This window comes from Sphingomonas sp. GW821-FHT09E03 (assembly GCF_059416225.1).
On the sequence record NZ_JBWKOS010000006.1, the window covers coordinates 100,370 to 118,135 of the forward strand.

The 17,766-nt window shown below is 67.8% G+C and carries 15 protein-coding genes and 1 pseudogene; 11 read left to right on the forward strand and 5 right to left on the reverse strand.

Annotation, left to right across the window (positions count from 1 at the left end; translation table 11 throughout):
- Positions 1 to 24: 24 nt before the first annotated feature.
- The 5 genes from glnA to aroQ all read right to left on the reverse strand — a co-directional run bounded on the left by glnA (position 25) and on the right by aroQ (position 4,496).
- Positions 25 to 1,437: a type I glutamate--ammonia ligase gene (glnA, locus tag AC07M8_RS14045; protein WP_495174954.1), complete on the reverse strand. Its 1,413-nt coding sequence runs from the start codon at positions 1,435 to 1,437 to the stop codon at positions 25 to 27.
- 91 nt (positions 1,438 to 1,528) lie between these two features.
- Complete coding sequence (locus AC07M8_RS14050) at positions 1,529 to 1,867, reverse strand: P-II family nitrogen regulator (protein WP_267394609.1); 339 nt, start codon at positions 1,865 to 1,867, stop codon at positions 1,529 to 1,531.
- A 300-nt stretch (positions 1,868 to 2,167) separates the two neighbouring features.
- Entirely contained in the window at positions 2,168 to 3,520 is a 1,353-nt protein-coding gene (gene accC, locus AC07M8_RS14055) for an acetyl-CoA carboxylase biotin carboxylase subunit (protein WP_495174955.1), read from the reverse strand.
- Positions 3,521 to 3,522: 2 nt separating this feature from the next.
- Positions 3,523 to 4,047 carry an acetyl-CoA carboxylase biotin carboxyl carrier protein gene (gene accB / locus AC07M8_RS14060; protein WP_495174956.1) on the reverse strand — a complete coding sequence of 175 codons (525 nt, stop codon included), beginning with the start codon at positions 4,045 to 4,047 and terminating at the stop codon, positions 3,523 to 3,525.
- 14 nt (positions 4,048 to 4,061) lie between these two features.
- The gene (gene aroQ, locus AC07M8_RS14065) at positions 4,062 to 4,496 is read right to left on the reverse strand and encodes a type II 3-dehydroquinate dehydratase (RefSeq protein WP_495174957.1); all 435 of its coding nucleotides are present in this window, start codon (positions 4,494 to 4,496) and stop codon (positions 4,062 to 4,064) included.
- A gap of 136 nt (positions 4,497 to 4,632) precedes the next feature.
- Between aroQ and thiS the strand changes: the two are divergent.
- The 11 genes and pseudogenes from thiS to AC07M8_RS14120 all read left to right on the forward strand — a co-directional run bounded on the left by thiS (position 4,633) and on the right by AC07M8_RS14120 (position 17,749).
- A pseudogene (gene thiS / locus AC07M8_RS14070) lies at positions 4,633 to 5,638 on the forward strand (sulfur carrier protein ThiS).
- 113 nt (positions 5,639 to 5,751) lie between these two features.
- Positions 5,752 to 5,934 carry a CsbD family protein gene (locus tag AC07M8_RS14075; RefSeq protein ID WP_267394625.1) on the forward strand — a complete coding sequence of 61 codons (183 nt, stop codon included), beginning with the start codon at positions 5,752 to 5,754 and terminating at the stop codon, positions 5,932 to 5,934.
- Positions 5,935 to 6,104: 170 nt separating this feature from the next.
- Positions 6,105 to 7,631, forward strand: coding sequence for an acyl-CoA carboxylase subunit beta (locus AC07M8_RS14080; protein WP_495174958.1), 1,527 nt, complete (start codon positions 6,105 to 6,107; stop codon positions 7,629 to 7,631).
- A gap of 9 nt (positions 7,632 to 7,640) precedes the next feature.
- Positions 7,641 to 8,060: a methylmalonyl-CoA epimerase gene (gene mce, locus AC07M8_RS14085; RefSeq protein WP_495174959.1), complete on the forward strand. Its 420-nt coding sequence runs from the start codon at positions 7,641 to 7,643 to the stop codon at positions 8,058 to 8,060.
- Between the two features lie 20 nt (positions 8,061 to 8,080).
- Positions 8,081 to 8,866: an enoyl-CoA hydratase-related protein gene (locus AC07M8_RS14090; protein WP_495174960.1), complete on the forward strand. Its 786-nt coding sequence runs from the start codon at positions 8,081 to 8,083 to the stop codon at positions 8,864 to 8,866.
- A 95-nt stretch (positions 8,867 to 8,961) separates the two neighbouring features.
- Entirely contained in the window at positions 8,962 to 11,115 is a 2,154-nt protein-coding gene (gene scpA, locus AC07M8_RS14095) for a methylmalonyl-CoA mutase (protein ID WP_495174961.1), read from the forward strand.
- Between the two features lie 104 nt (positions 11,116 to 11,219).
- Entirely contained in the window at positions 11,220 to 12,215 is a 996-nt protein-coding gene (gene bioB / locus AC07M8_RS14100; protein ID WP_495175007.1) for a biotin synthase BioB, read from the forward strand.
- Positions 12,206 to 12,574 (forward strand): lysozyme inhibitor LprI family protein, encoded by a 369-nt coding sequence (locus tag AC07M8_RS14105; protein ID WP_495174962.1) that lies wholly within the window; start codon positions 12,206 to 12,208, stop codon positions 12,572 to 12,574. Before bioB ends, AC07M8_RS14105 begins: the two co-directional genes overlap by 10 nt.
- Positions 12,575 to 12,805: 231 nt before the next feature.
- Entirely contained in the window at positions 12,806 to 14,791 is a 1,986-nt protein-coding gene (locus AC07M8_RS14110; protein WP_495175008.1) for an ATP-binding protein, read from the forward strand.
- Positions 14,792 to 14,882: 91 nt separating this feature from the next.
- Positions 14,883 to 16,379 (forward strand): efflux transporter outer membrane subunit, encoded by a 1,497-nt coding sequence (locus tag AC07M8_RS14115; RefSeq protein WP_495174963.1) that lies wholly within the window; start codon positions 14,883 to 14,885, stop codon positions 16,377 to 16,379.
- Entirely contained in the window at positions 16,379 to 17,749 is a 1,371-nt protein-coding gene (locus AC07M8_RS14120) for an efflux RND transporter periplasmic adaptor subunit (RefSeq protein ID WP_495174964.1), read from the forward strand. The genes AC07M8_RS14115 and AC07M8_RS14120 overlap by 1 nt, the downstream gene beginning before the upstream one ends.
- The last annotated feature ends 17 nt before the right edge of the window (positions 17,750 to 17,766 follow it).

Below are 17,766 nucleotides of genomic sequence, written 5' to 3' on the forward strand. Positions count from 1 at the left end.
CCCTTTCACGGCTGAACCGAGGGTTCAGGCCGAATAGTACATGTCGTATTCGACCGGCGACGGGGTCATTTCCCAGCGCGCGACTTCCTGGAACTTCAGCTCGATGTAGGATTCGATCTGGTCCTTCGAGAACACGTCGCCCTTGAGCAGGAAGTCGTGATCGGCGGCCAGGCTGTCGAGCGCTTCGCGGAGCGAGGCGCAGACGGTCGGAACCTCGGCGAGCTCGGCCGGCGGCAGGTCGTACAGGTTCTTGTCCATCGCCTCGCCGGGATGGATCTTGTTCTGGATGCCGTCCATGCCGGCCATCATCAGCGCCGCATAAGCGAGATAGGGGTTGGCCATCGCGTCCGGGAAACGGACCTCGACGCGCTTCGCCTTGGCGCCCGAGCCATAAGGAATGCGGCACGAGGCGGAGCGGTTGCGCGCCGAATAGGCGAGCAGCACCGGCGCTTCGTAACCCGGCACCAGCCGCTTGTAGCTGTTGGTGGTCGGATTGGTGAAGGCGTTCACCGCCTTGGCATGCTTGATGATGCCGCCGATGAAGTAGAGGCACATGTCGCTGAGACCGGCATAGCCGTTGCCGGCGAACAGCGGCTCCTTGCCGTTCCAGATCGAGAAGTGGGTGTGCATTCCCGAGCCGTTATCTTCCTTGATCGGCTTGGGCATGAAGGTCGCCGACTTGCCATAGGCATGCGCCACCTGGTGGACGACATACTTGTAGATCTGCATGCGATCGGCGGTGGTGGTCAGCGTGCCGAAGGTCAGGCCGAGCTCGTGCTGCGCGGCAGCGACCTCATGGTGATGCTTGTCGCAGGGCAGGCCCATCTCGAGCATGGTCGAGACCATCTCGCCGCGGATGTCGACGGCGCTGTCGACCGGCGCGACCGGGAAATAGCCGCCCTTGGCGCGCGGCCGGTGGCCGAGGTTGCCGCCCTCATAGTCGCGGCCGGTGTTGGTCGGCAGCTCGATGTCGTCGATCTTGAAGTAGGATTCGGCATAGTTCGTGTCGAACTGCACGTTGTCGAACATGAAGAACTCGGCCTCGGGGCCGACGTAGACGGTGTCGCCGATCCCGGTGGTCTTGAGATAGGCCTCGGCGCGCTTGGCGGTCGAGCGCGGGTCACGCACGTAGAGCTCGCCGGTCGAGGGCTCGACGATGTCGCAGAACACGATCAGCATCGGCGTCGCCGAGAAGGGATCGGTGTAGACCGCGTCGAGATCGGGCTTGAGCACCATGTCGGACTCGTTGATGACCTTCCAGCCCTCGATCGAGGAGCCGTCGAACATCAGGCCGTCGGTGAACTCGTCCTCGCCCATGATGCTCGCGACCATGGTGAGGTGCTGCCACTTGCCCTTGGGGTCGGTGAAGCGCAGATCGACCCACTCGATCTCCTCTTCCTTGATCTTCTTCAGGATATCGCCGGCCGAATTCGCCATGTGCTTGGTCTTCCCTATCGACACCCCGGCGGACACCGGGGTCGTTACGTTGCAAGAGGTGCCGGCGTGCGCCGGACAATGGAAATGCCTGCTAGATCGCCGCTTCGTCGCGCTCGCCGGTGCGGATGCGCAGCACGGTCTCGACCGGAATCACGAAGATCTTGCCGTCGCCGATCCGCCCGGTCTGCGCCGCGGCGGCGATCGCCTCGACGACGCGCTCGGCAAGGCCGTCTTCCACGACCACCTCGAGCTTCACCTTGGGCAGGAAATCGACGACATATTCGGCGCCGCGATACAGTTCGGTATGGCCCTTCTGGCGACCGAAGCCCTTGGCCTCGGTGACGGTGATGCCGCTGACGCCGATTTCGTGGAGCGCTTCCTTTACCTCATCCAGCTTGAACGGCTTGATGATGGCCTCGACCTTCTTCACCTCGAAATTGCCCCTTCGTGGATGCCGCGCCCGAGCCGGCGCCTTGCATCAAGGGTGCCACTCCAGGGCGCTGCGGGCAACCGGATTCAGGGGTGATTCGCTGCCGTAAAAACGGGCAGAAAGTGGCGTCGTGCCTGCTTGTTGGGCAGACTGGAGGATGGTGCGTGGCCGCCGAACGCGCCGAAGTCCGTCATGCTGAACCCGTTTCAGCATCCACCACTCGACGCGACCAGCGAGCGCGCGGACAGTGTCGGCCATGGATGCTGAAACGAGTTCAGCATGACGGAACAAGGGTGAGGCTCAGCCGTCCTGCTTGGCGAGCCATTCCTCCAGCCACTTGATCGTATAGGCGCCTTCCTGGAACTCGGGATCGTCGAGCAGCGCCTGATGGAGCGGGATGGTGGTGGTCGGCCCCTCAATCACGAATTCCTCCAGCGCCCGCCGCAGCCGGCGCAGCGCGCCCTGGCGGGTGGTGCCGTAGACGATCAGCTTGGCGATCATCGAATCGTAATAGGGCGGCACGCGATAGCCGGCGTAGAGCCCGCTATCGACGCGGACGTGCATGCCGCCGGGCGCGTGGAACTGCTTCACCAGGCCGGGCGAGGGCGCGAAGGTGCGCGGGTCCTCGGCGTTGATACGGCATTCGATGGCGTGGCCGCGGAATTGGACGTCCTCCTGGCGCAGCGTCAGGCCATGGCCCTCGGCAACGCGGATCTGCTCGCGGACGAGGTCGAGCCCGGTGATCATCTCAGTGACGGGATGCTCCACCTGCAGGCGGGTGTTCATCTCGATGAAGTAGAACTCGCCGTCTTCCCACAGGAACTCGATGGTGCCGGCGCCGCGATAGCCCATGTCGGCCATCGCCTTGGCGACGATCCTGCCCATCCGCTCGCGCTCCTCGGCCGAGATGATCGGCGAGGGGGCTTCTTCCAGGACCTTCTGGTGACGCCGCTGCAACGAACAGTCGCGCTCGCCGAGGTGGATGGCATTGCCCTCGCCATCGCCGAAGATCTGGAACTCGATGTGCCGCGGGTTGCCGAGGTACTTTTCCATGTACACCGTGGCGTCGCCGAACGCGGCCTTGGCCTCGGTGCCGGCCTGCTGCATCAGCGTCTCGAGGCTGTCGGGGCCGGTGCACACCTTCATGCCGCGGCCGCCGCCGCCCGAGGCGGCCTTGATGATCACCGGATAGCCGATGCTCTCGGCCAGGGCCTTAGCCTCAGCGAGGTCGCTGATCGCGCCGTCGGAGCCCGGCACCAGCGGCAGCCCCAGCGCGCCGGCGGTGCGCTTGGCCTCCACCTTGTCGCCCATGGTGCGGATATGCTCGGGCTTGGGCCCGACGAAGAGCAGCCCGTGCAGCTCGACGATCTCGGCGAAGCGCGCGTTCTCGCTGAGGAAGCCATAGCCCGGGTGGATCGCGTCGGCGCCGCTGATCTCGGCCGCCGAGATGATGTTGGGGATGTTGAGGTAGCTGTCGGTCGCCGCCGGCGGTCCGATGCAGATCGCCTCGTCGGCGAGGCGGACGTGCATGGCGTCGCTGTCGGCGGTGGAATGCACCGCGACCGTCTTGATCCCCATCTCGTGGCAGGCGCGATGGATGCGTAGCGCGATCTCGCCGCGGTTCGCGATCAGGAGCTTCTTGATCTGACGCATGATTACTCGACGACGATCAGGGGCTGGTCGAACTCGACCGGCTGGCCGTTCTCGATCAGCACGGCAGTGACGGTGCCGCCGGACGGCGCGGTGATCGGATTCATCACCTTCATCGCCTCGACGATCAGCAGCGTGTCACCCGCCGACACTTTCTGGCCGATCGCCGCAAACGGCTTGGCGCCAGGTTCTGCCGACAGATAGGCGGTGCCGACCATCGGCGACTTGACGGCATTGGCGGTGCTCGCCGGTGCCGGGGCGCCGACCTCGGCGGCGACCGGGGTGGGGAGCGACAGCGGCGCGGTCGTCATCGGCGCCGGCGCGTTGCCGTAATGCACCGGGGCCGCGGCGGCGGCCTTGCGGGCGACGCGGATCTTGCGCTCGCCATGCTCGACCTCGATCTCGGTCAGCTGGGTGGCGTCGAGCAATTCGGCGAGCTGGCGGACCAGATCGATATCGACCTGCATCGATCCGTTAGGGGAGCCGGTCTGTGCGCCGTTGGCGGCATCATCGTTGGTGAAGTCGGTCATGGGCGGGCCTCCTGTCAGAAGCGCGCAACGGCTTCAAGCGCGAGCAGGTAGGAAAGCGCGCCGAACCCGGCAATGGTTCCCTTGGCGGCTTGGCCGACATAGCTCATGTGGCGGAAGCGTTCGCGCGCATGCGGGTTGGAAAGATGGACTTCGATCACCGGGGTCTTCACCCCCTTGATCGCATCGTGGATGGCGATGGAGGTGTGGGTGAAGGCGCCGGCGTTGAGCAGCACGCCCCGTGCGCCGACCGCCTGCGCTTCCTGGATCCAGTCGACCAGATGGCCTTCATGGTTGGACTGGCGCATGTCGATCTCAAGGCCGAGCGCGCGGGCGCGGTCCTCGAGCTGGCCGGCGATGTCGTCGAGCGTCTCATCGCCATAGATTTCCGGCTCGCGGGTGCCGAGCAGGTTGAGGTTGGGGCCGTTGAGGACGAAAACCGTGTCCGACATGCTGGGTCCTTCGCTGGCCCTTCAGCCCGGGCCGGGGTTGCGACGCCCGGTGGCGGCGCCTAGATCGACGCTCTCCCTACCCGGTCGCGTCGCGTGAAGTCGAGATGCGCCTCATCCATGGTGGATCACCCTCGTCATGCCCCATTCCGACGGCACCGTCTCGATCACCGTCAACGGCGCCCACAAGCGCGTCAACGCCGGGATCAGCCTCGCCGATCTCGCCAACGAACTCGGCCTGGTGCCCGAGAAGGTCGCGGTGGAGCGCAACATGGAGGTGGTGCCGCGCTCGACGCTCGCGGACGTCTGCGTCGAGGATGGCGACGACATCGAGATCGTCCATTTCGTAGGCGGCGGCGATCATGACCGTGGCTGATCAGGATGCATGGACGGTCGCAGGCAAGACCTTCCGCTCGCGGCTGATCGTTGGCACCGGCAAGTATAAGGATTTCGCGCAGAACGCCGCGGCGCTCGAAGCGTCGGGCGCCGAGATCGTCACCGTGGCGGTGCGGCGGGTCAACGTGTCGGATCGCAACGCGCCGATGCTGACCGATTTCATCGATCCCAAAAAGGTGACCTACCTGCCCAACACCGCGGGCTGCTTCGACGCCGAATCGGCGATCCGGACGCTGCGGCTGGCGCGCGAGGCGGGCGGCTGGGACCTGGTCAAGCTCGAGGTGCTGGGCGAGGCCAAGACGCTGTACCCGGACATGGTGGAAACGTTGCGCGCCACCGAGGTGCTGGCCAACGAAGGCTTCAAGCCGATGGTCTATTGCGTCGACGATCCGATCGCGGCGAAGCGGCTGGAAAATGCCGGTGCGGTCGCGATCATGCCGCTCGGCGCGCCGATCGGCTCGGGGCTCGGCATCCAGAACCAGATTACCATCCGCCTGATCGTCGAGGGTGCGGGCGTGCCGGTGCTGGTGGATGCCGGCGTCGGCACCGCCTCGGACGCGGCGCTGGCGATGGAATTGGGCTGCGACGGCGTGCTGATGAACACCGCGATCGCCGAGGCCAAGGACCCGATCATGATGGCCGCCGCGATGCGCGCCGCGGTGGAGAGCGGCAGGCTCGCCTATCGCGCCGGGCGGATGGGCAAGCGCCGGTATGCCGACCCGTCGAGCCCGCTCGCCGGGCTCATCTAGCCACAGCTCGCCAAAGCAAGCCGGAACATCGGTCGATCTGGGCCGTTTTAAAACCGTGATTCACCGCGAGCCGCCATCCCGGCCGGCCGCCGCGCGACACGATGGAGGACGCTATGGGCGAACTGACCGACAAGATCAAAGGCAACGTCAACGAAGCCGTCGGCAAGGTAAAGCAGGCGATCGGTGGCCACAACGGCGACACCGAGCTTCATGACGAGGGCGTTGCCCAGCAGGCGCAGGGCAAGGGCGAGCAGTTCAAGGGCAAGGTCAAGGGCGCGCTCGGCGACGACATCTGACCTGACCGAATCATCCGCGAGGGCGGATCGACAGGGCCGCGCCGGGACACCGGGGCGGCCTTTTCGTGTCGGCGTGCGTTTGGCCGGTGACCACTGCGCGATCAACCGGGCCGCCGGCTCGCTTGCTTTTGCCTGACCGCTCAGGGAAAGAGGCGGCAAAAGGAGAGGCCATGTCGTCGACGATCCAGGAACTCGAGCGCCGTCGCCAGGCGGCGCGGCTCGGGGGCGGCGAGAAGCGCATCGCGGCGCAGCATGCCAAGGGCAAGCTAACCGCGCGCGAGCGGCTCGACGTCTTGCTCGACGAGGGCAGCTTCGAAGAGATCGACATGTATGTCGAGCATAATTGCGTCGACTTCGGGATGCAGGACCAGGTGATCCCCGGCGACGGCGTGGTCACCGGATCGGGCACGATCAACGGCCGCCTCGTCTATGTGTTCAGCCAGGATTTCACCGTATTCGGCGGCTCGCTGTCCGAGCGCCACGCGCAGAAGATCTGCAAGGTAATGGACACCGCGATGAAGGTCGGCGCGCCGATCATCGGCCTCAACGATTCGGGCGGCGCGCGCATCCAGGAGGGCGTCGCCAGCCTCGGCGGCTATGCCGAGGTGTTCCAGCGCAACGTGCTCGCGAGCGGCGTCATCCCCCAGCTCAGCCTGATCATGGGGCCGTGCGCGGGCGGCGCGGTCTATTCGCCGGCGATGACCGACTTCATCTTCATGGTGAAGGACAGCTCGTACATGTTCGTCACCGGCCCCGACGTGGTCAAGACGGTGACCAACGAGGTGGTGACGCAGGAGGCGCTCGGCGGCGCGGTGACGCACACGTCGAAGACCTCGGTCGCCGACAATGCCTTCGACAACGACATCGAGGCGCTGCTCGCGGCGCGCGACTTCATCGATTTTCTGCCCGCCTCGAACCGCGATCCCGTGCCCGAGCGGCCGACCGCCGACGATTGGGACCGGATCGAAGAGAGCCTCGACACGCTGGTGCCGGCCAACGCCAACCAGCCCTATGACATGCACGAGCTGATCCGGAAGGTGGTCGACGAGGGCGACTTCTTCGAGACCCAGCCGGCGCATGCGGGCAACATCATCACCGGCTTCGGCCGCATCGAGGGCAGGACGGTGGGGTTTGTCGCCAACCAGCCGATGGTGCTCGCGGGCGTGCTCGACATCAACGCCTCCAAGAAAGCGGCGCGGTTCGTGCGCTTCTGCGACGCATTCGAGATCCCGATCGTCACCCTGGTCGACGTTCCCGGCTTCCTGCCCGGCACCGCCCAGGAGCATAACGGCATCATCAAGCACGGTGCCAAGCTGTTGTTCGCTTATGGCGAGGCGACCGTCCCCAAGATCACCGTGATCACGCGCAAGGCCTATGGCGGCGCCTATGACGTGATGGCGTCCAAGCATCTGCGCGGCGACCTCAACTATGCCTGGCCGACCGCCGAGATCGCGGTGATGGGGGCCAAGGGCGCGGTGGAGATCATCTTCCGCGGCCGCACCCCCGACGAGATCGCCGAGCGCACCGCCGAATATGAGGCGCGCTTCGCCAACCCGTTCGTCGCGGCGAGCAAGGGCTTCATCGACGAGGTGATCCAGCCCCACTCCACCCGCCGTAGGATCGCGCTGGGGCTGCGCAAGCTAAAGGGCAAGAGCCTGGAAAATCCGTGGAAGAAGCATGGCAACATTCCGCTCTAGGCTCGCCCGATGACGCTTGGTCGCCTCAATCATATCGGCATCGCGACGCCGTCGATCGACGCGGCGGTGGAGACGTATCGGACGTTGCTCGGCGCGACCGCGATCGGTGAGCCATTCGACCTGCCGGCGCAGGGCGTGCGGGTGTGCTTCATCGATGCGCCCAATACCCAGATCGAACTGATCGAGCCCTATGACGACGGCTCGCCGATCGCGAGCTTCCTCGCCAAGAACCCGGCCGGCGGGCAGCATCATCTCTGCTTCGAGGTGGCGGACATTCATGTGGCCGTCGCCGCGCTGGTGGCCAAGGGCGCGCGGGTGCTCGGCAGCCCGCGGATCGGCGCACATGGCACGCCGATCGTGTTCATCCACCCGCGCGACATGGGCGGCACGCTGGTTGAGCTGATGGAAACGCCCGCGCCGGGTCATTGAACCGGCAAGAAAGGTCGAGCATGCCCGATTACCAGCATATCCTGAGCGAGCGGCGCGGCGACGTGCTGGTGCTGACGCTCAACCGGCCCGAGCGGCTCAATGCCGCGCCGACCGTGATGTTCGACGAACTGACCGTGGCGCTCGGCGCGCTCGACGGCGCGCGCGCGGTGCTGCTGGCCGGCGCGGGCCGGGCGTTCTGTTCGGGTGCCGATGTCGCTGGCGACGCACTCGGCGGCGATGATCCCGGCGCGGCGACCCACGCGGCGCTGACGGCGCATTACAACCCGACCATCGCCGCGATCGCCGCGCTCGGTGTGCCGGTGGTGAGCGCGGTGCGTGGGCCGGCGGCGGGGATCGGCTGCAGCCTCGCGCTCGCCGCCGATTTCTGCGTCGCCGGCGACACCGGCTATTTCCTCCAGGCGTTCGTCAATATCGGGCTGGTGCCCGATGGCGGCGCCTCGTGGATGCTGCCGCGGCTGATCGGACGGGCGCGGGCGGCGGAGATGATGATGCTCGGCGAGCGGGTGCCGGCCGCCAAGGCGCTCGACTGGGGGATGATCCACAAGGTCGTCGCCGACGAAGCGCTGGATGGCGAGGCGCTAGCCCTCGCCGAGCGGCTCGCGGCCGGGCCGACGGTGGCGCTCGGCCTGATCCGGCGCGGGCTCGGCGCGGCGCTGGAGAGCAGCTATCCGGCCGCGCTGGCGCGCGAGGCCGACGACCAGCGCGCCGCGCGCGGCACCGCCGATGCGATGGAGGGCGGCATGGCCTTTCTGCAGAAGCGCAAGCCCGTGTTCCGCGGCGGCTGACCGGCAGGCGCTTGTCGCGGGGCGGTGATAGCTACTAGGGCGGACAACGACGCCAGCCTTGGACAGAAGCGGCGCGAACGGAGTAGGATAGCCGGATGGCCGACACGCCACCCCCCACGAGGTCAGGCCTCGACGACTGGACCGCGCTCGCCGCCAAGGAGGTGAAGGGCGCCGATCTCACCTGGCACACGCCCGAGGGGATCGCGGTCAAGCCGCTGTATACGGCTGCCGACGTCACCACCGACCCCGGTCTGCCGGGCTTTGCGCCGTTCACCCGCGGCGTGCGAGCCTCGATGTATGCGGGCCGGCCGTGGACGATCCGCCAATATGCCGGCTTTTCCACCGCGGAGGCCTCCAACGCCTTCTACCGGCGCAACCTCGCCGCCGGGCAGAAGGGCCTCTCGGTCGCGTTCGATCTCGCGACGCATCGCGGCTATGACAGCGATCACCCGCGCGTCGTCGGCGATGTCGGCAAGGCGGGCGTGGCGATCGACAGCGTCGAGGACATGAAGATCCTGTTCGATGCGATCCCGCTCGATCAGATGTCGGTGAGCATGACGATGAACGGCGCGGTGATCCCGATCCTCGCCTTCTTCATCGTCGCCGGCGAGGAACAGGGCGTGCCGCGCCACCTGCTCGACGGGACCATCCAGAACGACATCCTCAAGGAGTTCATGGTCCGCAACACCTACATCTACCCGCCCGATCCCTCGATGCGGATCATCGCCGACATCATCGCTTATACCTCGGCAGAAATGCCCAAGTTCAACAGCATCTCAATCTCCGGCTATCACATGCAGGAGGCGGGGGCGACGCAGGTGCAGGAGCTGGCGTTCACCATCGCGGATGGTCGCGAATATGCCCGCGCGGCGATCGCGGCGGGGCTCGATATCGACAAGTTTGCCGGGCGGCTCTCGTTCTTCTTCGCGATCGGCATGAACTTCTTCATGGAGGTTGCCAAGCTGCGCGCGGCGCGGACGCTGTGGCACCGGGTGATGACCGAACTCGGCGCGCAGGACGAGCGCTCGAAGATGCTGCGCACCCATTGCCAGACCTCGGGCGTGTCGCTGCAGGAGCAGGATCCGTACAACAACGTCATCCGCACCACCGTGGAGGCGCTCGCCGCGGCGTTCGGCGGCACCCAGAGCCTCCACACCAACGCGCTCGACGAGGCGATCGCGCTGCCCACCGACTTCTCGGCGCGGATCGCGCGCAACACGCAATTGGTGCTGCAGGAAGAAACGGGGATCACCAAGGTGATCGATCCGCTCGGCGGCAGCTATTATGTCGAGGCGCTGACGAGCGAGCTGGTCGACAAGGCCTGGGCGATCATCGAGCGGGTCGAGGCCGAGGGCGGGATGGCAAGGGCGGTCGCCGCCGGCTGGCCCAAGGCGATGATCGAGGAAGCGTCGGCGGCGCGCCAGGCCAAGGTCGATCGCGGCGAGGAGGTGATCGTCGGGGTCAACAAGTATCGGCTCGCCGAGCAGGACCCGATCGACATCCTCGACGTCGACAATCATGCGGTGCGTGAGGCGCAGGTGGCGCGGATCGCGCGGACCAAAGCGGCGCGCGACGAGGCGGGTTGCCGGGCTGCGCTGGACGCGCTGCGCGAGGGCGCCGCGGGCAGCGCCAACCTGCTCGCGCTGGCGGTGGAGGCGGCGCGCGCCCGCGCGACGCTCGGCGAGATCTCGGCGGCGATGGAGGATGTGTTCGGCCGCTACGGCACCCAGCCGACCCCGGTCAGCGGCATCTATGGCGGCGCCTATGCCGATGACGCGCGCTGGGCCCGGCTCGCCGACGGCGTCGTCGCCACCGAGCGCCGGCTCGGGCGGCGGCCGCGGATGCTGGTCGCCAAGATGGGCCAGGACGGCCATGACCGCGGCGCCAATCTGGTGAGCAGCATGTTCGGCGACCTCGGCTTCGAGATCGTCCCCGGGCCGCTGTTCCAGACCCCGGCCGAGGCCGCGGCGCTGGCGCTTGCCGAGGCGGTCGACGTGGTCGGTGCCTCAAGCCTCGCCGCAGGGCATAAAACCCTGATCCCTGAGTTGATCGACCACCTGCGCGCGGCGGGGCGAGCCGATATCAAGGTGATCGCGGGTGGTGTGATCCCCGCACAGGACTATCAGACGCTTCGCGATGCCGGGGTTCAGGCGATCTTCGGCCCCGGCACCAATCTTATCCAGGCCGCCGAAGAGGTGCTACGCCTCCTCGGCCACAACATGGCCCCCGAACAGGACGCTGCAGAATGAACGTGATGGTTGCCAACAGATCCCAGCTGGTCGCGAGCGACGTCGAGACGCCGGTCGAGAACGATCTGCAGCATTTCGGCACGGTGGCCGACGCGAGCGGATCGATGCGCACCGATTGGACGCGCGACGAGATCAAGGTGCTGTTCGACCTGCCGTTTACCGAGCTGCTGTTCCGCGCCGCCACTGTCCACCGCGCGCATCAGGCGGCGGACGAGATCCAGCTGTGCACGCTGCTGTCGATCAAGACCGGCGGCTGCGCCGAGGATTGCGGCTATTGTTCGCAGTCGGCGCATCACGGCACCGGGCTCAAGGCCGAGAAACTGATTGACGTCGACAGCGTCCTCGCCGCCGCCGCCGAAGCCAAGGCCGCCGGCTCGCAGCGCTTCTGCATGGGCGCCGCCTGGCGCAGCCCCAAGCCGCGTGACATGCCCAAGGTGGTGGCGATGATCGAGGGCGTGAAGGCGATGGGCCTCGAGACCTGCATGACGCTCGGCATGCTCGACGCCGACCAGGCCAAGGAGCTCGGCGCAGCGGGGCTCGATTACTACAATCACAATCTCGACAGCTCGCCCGAATATTATGACCGCGTCGTCACCACCCGCACCTATCAGGACCGGCTCGACACGCTCGGTCACGTCCGCGACGCCGGCGTCGCGGTGTGCTGCGGCGGCATCGTCGGCATGGGCGAGACCCGTGCCGACCGGATCGGCTTCGTCCACAGCCTGGCGACCTTGCCGCGCCATCCGGAGAGCGTGACCGTCAACGCGCTGGTGCCGATCCGCGGCACGCCGCTTGGCGACATGCTCGCCGACACGCCGATGGGCAAGCTCGACGACATCGAGTTCGTCCGCGTCGTCGCCGCGGCGCGGATCGCGATGCCGCGCTCGATGGTGCGGCTGTCGGCGGGGCGCGAGAGCATGTCGGAATCGACCCAGGCGCTGTGCTTCATGGCCGGCGCCAACTCGATCTTCACCGGCGACAAGCTGCTCACCACCGGCAACGCCGGCGACAGCGCCGATGCCGCGCTGTTCGCCAAGCTCGGGCTGACGCCGATGGCGGGCGAGGAGCCGATGCGGATCAAGGAGAAGGCATGCTGCTGATCACCCTGCTGCTCGCCGCCGCCGACTGCGGCAACCTGCGGACGCAGACGGCGATGACCGCCTGCGCCGGGCAAAGCTATGCCGCCGCCGACGCCGAGATGACCCGCCAGTGGAAGGTCACCTACGCCTATATGAAGGGCCGCGACGCGCATGACACGTCGCGCGGCGGCGGGTTCGGCTATGCCGCGGCGGCGCTCGCCAGCCAGCGGGCGTGGCTGCAGTATCGCGACACGCAGTGCGTGATCGAGGGCGGCGAGTTCGCCGGTGGCACACTGCAGCCGATGGCGCAGGCGCAATGCAAGGCGCGGCTGACGAAGGCGAGAACGGCGCAGCTGAAATCCCTGGTGTGGCGCACATAAATTCTTCGTCACACCGGACTTGATCCGGGGTCCACTCCTCCGCCTGGAAAGACGTCGCTTGTAGTGCGGTGGACCCGGAACAGGTCTGGGGTGACGGGGGAGGTGGAGCATTTGGGGCAACGAAAATAATGCACGCGGCAGGTCCTTCGGGCGTTGCCGCATGCGCGAGGAGAGCAAGCGGTGTTCAAGAAGATCCTGGTCGCCAATCGAGGCGAGATCGCCTGCCGGGTGATGCGCACCGCCAAGCGGATGGGGATTGCCACCGTGGCGGTCTATTCGGATGCCGATGCGCGCAGCCCGCATGTGCTGATGGCCGACGAGAGCGTCCGCCTCGGGCCGGCGCCGGCGGCCGACAGCTATCTCAAGGCCGAGCTGATCCTGCTTGCCGCGAAAGAGACCGGCGCCGACTGCATCCATCCGGGCTATGGCTTCCTCTCGGAGCGCGAGAGCTTCGCACGTGCCTGCGCCGAGGCGGGAATCGCCTTTGTCGGCCCGCCGCCGCACGCGATCGCCGCAATGGGCGACAAGATCGAATCCAAGAAGCTCGCCAAGCAGGCGGGGGTCAATGTTGTGCCCGGCTTCCTCGGCGAGATCGCCGACACCGATCATGCGGTGCGGATCGCCGGCGATATCGGCTATCCGGTGATGATGAAGGCCTCGGCCGGCGGCGGCGGCAAGGGGATGCGGCTCGCCTGGTCCGAGCAGGACGTGCGCGAGGGTTTCGAGGCGACCAAGCGCGAAGGCCTGGCGAGCTTCGGCGACGACCGCGTGTTCATCGAGAAGTTCATCGAGAGTCCGCGCCACATCGAGATCCAGGTGATGGGGGATCAACACGGCACCATCGTCTATCTCGGCGAGCGCGAATGCTCGATCCAGCGCCGCCACCAGAAGGTGGTCGAGGAGGCGCCGTCGCCGTTCGTGACGCCGGCGATGCGCCGCGCGATGGGCGAGCAGGCAGTCGCGCTGGCGCGGGCGGTGGGCTATCATTCCGCCGGCACGGTCGAGCTGATCGTGTCGGGTGCCGATACCAGCGGCGAGGGCTTCTACTTCCTCGAAATGAACACGCGGCTGCAGGTGGAGCATCCGGTGACCGAGGCAGTCACCGGGCTGGACCTCGTAGAATTGATGATCCGGGTGGCGGCGGGCGAGCCGCTCGGCTTCGGCCAGGATGACGTGACGCTCACCGGCTGGGCGATCGAGAACCGCGTCTATGCCGAGGATCCCTACCGCGGCTTCCTGCCGAGCATCGGCCGGCTGGTACGCTACGCGCCGCCCGAGAGCGAGGAGACGCCCTATCGCGCCGTCGGCATAAGCGGCGGCGAGGCCGCGTCCGATGAGCCCTATGTCCGCGTCGACGATGGCGTGGTCGAGGGCGGCGAGGTCAGCATGTTCTACGACCCGATGATCGCCAAGCTGATCACCTGGGCACCGACGCGTGACGCGGCGGCCGATCTGCAGATCGCCGCGCTCGACGCGTTCGAGCTCGAGGGTGTCGGCAACAACGTGGATTTCCTGTCGGCGCTGATGCAGCACCCGCGCTTCCGTGCCGGCGCGCTGACCACCGGCTTCATCGCCGAGGAATATCCCGACGGCTTCCACGGCGCACCCGCCGACGCGGCGCTGCTGCAAACGCTCGCCGCGGTGGCGGCGTTCGCGGCGACCGCCGAGGCGGATCGGGCGCGGCGGATCGACGGGCAGCTCGGGCGGCGGCTGCACCCGCCGGCGGACTGGGTGGTGCGGATCGGCGGGGTGGATCACGCCGTGACCGTGTCGCCCGATGCGATCAGCGTCGATGGTGCCGATCTCGACCTCGACATCGCCTATACGCCGGGTGATCGGATGATCGCGGTTGAGCATGGCGACGAGGCGCTGACGGTGCGGCTGGCGCGGGCTGCCGGCGGCTTCCGCCTCACCGCGCGCGGCGCCAGCCATGCCGCCCGGGTGCTGCCGGCGCGGTTCGCAGCCTATGCCGAGCATATGATCGAGAAGATCCCGCCCGATCTGTCGAAGTTCCTGATCGCGCCGATGCCGGGGCTGCTCGTCCGCCTCGATGTCGCGGCGGGCGACGCGGTCGAGGCCGGCCAGCCGCTGGCGGTGGTGGAGGCGATGAAGATGGAGAATATCCTGCGGGCGCAGAAATCCGGCACGATCAAGTCTGTCGAGGCCGCCGCCGGCGACAGCCTCGCGGTCGATCAGGTCATCCTCGAACTCGATTAGCGTGGTTTGTGTCGGCGTCGACACCGGCCGGCGACATGATGTGATATGAATTGGCTGGACTAGCGACGGTGCGCTGGCCACACAGCCTGACATGTCGCGTGTCCTCGTCCTGCTGCTTGCCACCGCCGCGCTTGGCGGGTGCACCGTCGGCCCCGATTACCATCCCCAGGGCGCCGCCGAGCTTGGCGTGCCGACCGGCTATTCGGTGCCCGCCGCGCAGACCGCCGAGGATCTGACCCGCTGGTGGGGCAAGTTCGATGATCCGACGCTCGGAGCGCTGGTCGAGCAGGCGCGGGTCGCCAACACCGACGTGGGCCAGGCGGTCGCGCGGCTGCGCCAGGCCCGCGAGGCACTGGTGCAGAACCGCGCGCAGCTGCTGCCGACGCTGACCGGCTCGGCGGGCTACAACCGGTCGCAGAATCTGATCGGCGGTACCCGCAACATCCAATTGTCGGATGGCAGCATCACCACCGTCAGCAACAGCGGCGGCAGCAGCTTCTCGCTGGGGCTCGACGCGCAATATCAGCTCGGCCTGTTCGGCGAGCTGCGCCGTACCGTCGAGGCGAGCCGGGCGAGCTACCAGGCCTCGGGCTTCGATTATGCGACCACGCTGATCTCGGTGGAGAGCGAGGTCGCGCGCAATTACGTGCTGGCGCGCGCCTATCAGGCGCAGATCGCCAATGCGCGGGCGAGCCTCGCCATCCAGGACGACAATCTCGAGATCGCCGGCTTCAGGGTGCAGGCGGGGCTGGTGTCGTCGGTGGATGCCGAGCAGGCACGCGCGACGCGGGCGCAGACCGCCGCGACCGTGCCGCAGATCGAGCAGCAATATAGCGCCGCGGTCGCGCGGCTCGGCGTGCTCACCGGCCAGGCGCCGGGCGCGCTGCGCGAGGCGCTCGCTGCGACGCGGCCGATCCCGATCGGGCCTCAGACCGTAGGGGTGGGGATCCCCGCCGATACGCTGCGCCAGCGCCCCGACGTGCGCGCCGCCGAGCGGACGCTCGCCGCCGCCACCGCGCAGATCGGCGTCAGCAAGGCGGCGCTCTACCCGGCGCTGGCGATCACCGGCAACATCCAGACCAACGCGACGTCGTTCGGCAATCTCGGCGATGCGATCACCGGCGGGCTGTTCGCGGGCGTGACCCAGGCGATCTTCAACGGCGGCCGGCTGCGCAGCGCGGTGCGCTCGAGCGAAGCCGCCGCCGACGCCTCGCTCGCCGCCTACAAGGGTATCGTGCTGACCGCGCTGGAGGATGTCGAAAATGCGATCGTCGCGCTGGACACCGCGCGCCAGCGCGAGGCGCAGTTCCGCATCGCCTATGATGCCGCCAATGCCTCGGCGATCCTCAGCCGCAGCCAGTATCGCTCGGGGCTGACCGATTTCACCACGCTCAACACCCAGGAGACCGCGCTGCTCTCCGCGCAGAACGGCCTCACCCAGGCGCAGTCCGACCAGGCGACCGCGCTGATCGCGCTCTATGCCGCGCTCGGCGGCGGCTGGGATGCGACCGCCATTCCCGAGGCGCCGGCCCGCGGCACTCCTATTCCCGTTCCCGCGCCCCCCGTTTCCGCGACAGAGACCCGCTGATGGCCGATGCACAACTCGACGACTTCCTCGGCGTGAAGCCGACGCCGGCGTGGCGGCGTTATGCGAAATGGGTGGCGATCGTCGCCGGCCTGATCGTGCTCGCGCTGCTGCTGTCGCGCTGCCTCGGCGGCAAGGCGCCGATCAATTACGCCACCCAGACCGCGGATCGCGGCAATCTGACGGTGACGGTGTCGGCGACCGGCAAGCTCGCGCCGACCAATCAGGTGACGGTCGGCTCGCAGCTGTCCGGCCTCGTCACCAAGGTGGTGGTGGACGTCAACGACCGGGTGGTCGCCGGCCAGCCGCTGGCGCTGATCGACCCCGAGCAGCTCGACGACCAGATCCGCCAGGGCCAGGCGACGCTCGATGCCAATCTCGCCCAGGTCAACCAGGCGCAGGCCACCGTGGCCGAAAGCCAGGCGCAGCTCGCGCGGCTTCAGGAGGTGTACCGCCTATCCAACGGCCGCGTGCCGTCCGCCACCGAGTTGCAGACCGGCCGTGCCGACGCGCAGCGCGCGGTCGCCGCGCTCAAGGTCGCCCAGGCCAATGTCGTCGCCAGCCGCGCGTCGCTCGCGCAGAGCCAGACGCAGCGCGCGCGCGCGATCATCCGCTCGCCCGTCAACGGCGTGATCCTCGCCCGCCAGGTCGATCCGGGGCAGACCGTGGCGGCGTCGTTCAGCACGCCGACGCTGTTCGTGATCGCCGAGGACCTCAGCAAGATGAAGCTCGAGGTCGCGATCGACGAGGCCGACGTCGGCGAGGTCCAGGTCGGCCAGAAGGCCAATTTCACCGTCGATGCCTTCCCAGGCAAGACCTTCCCGGCGGTGATCACCCGGGTGGATCTCGGCTCCAACCTGACGGTGAGCTCGGCGACCTCGTCCAGCACGACGACCACAACCTCCACCACCGGCCAGGTCGTCTCCTATGCCGCGGACCTGACGGTCGGCAATCCGACGCTGCAGCTGCGCCCCGGGATGACCGCGACCGCCGACATCGTCACCTCCGATAAGCAGGGCGTGCTGCTTGTTCCCAATGCCGCGCTGCGCTTCAAGCCGAGTGCCGGGGGTGCCGGCAGCGGCATCGCCGGCGCGATCGTGCCACGCGGACCGCGCCGCGACACCGGCGCGACCCGCACCGCGACGGTCGGCCGCGGCGGCACCCAGACGGTGTACGTCAAGGGCGCCGACGGCACGCCGCAGCCGGTCCAGATCACCACCGGCGACACCAACGGCACCGTCACCGAGGTGCTCGGCGGCGATCTCAAGCCCGGTGCCGAGGTGATCACCGGTCAGTTGGCGGAGGGCAGCGCGGCAAGCAGCAAGCGCGGCGGTACGGGACAGCGCAAGGCGGGAGGGGGCGGTGGCCAGTAACCCTGCCGATCCGATCG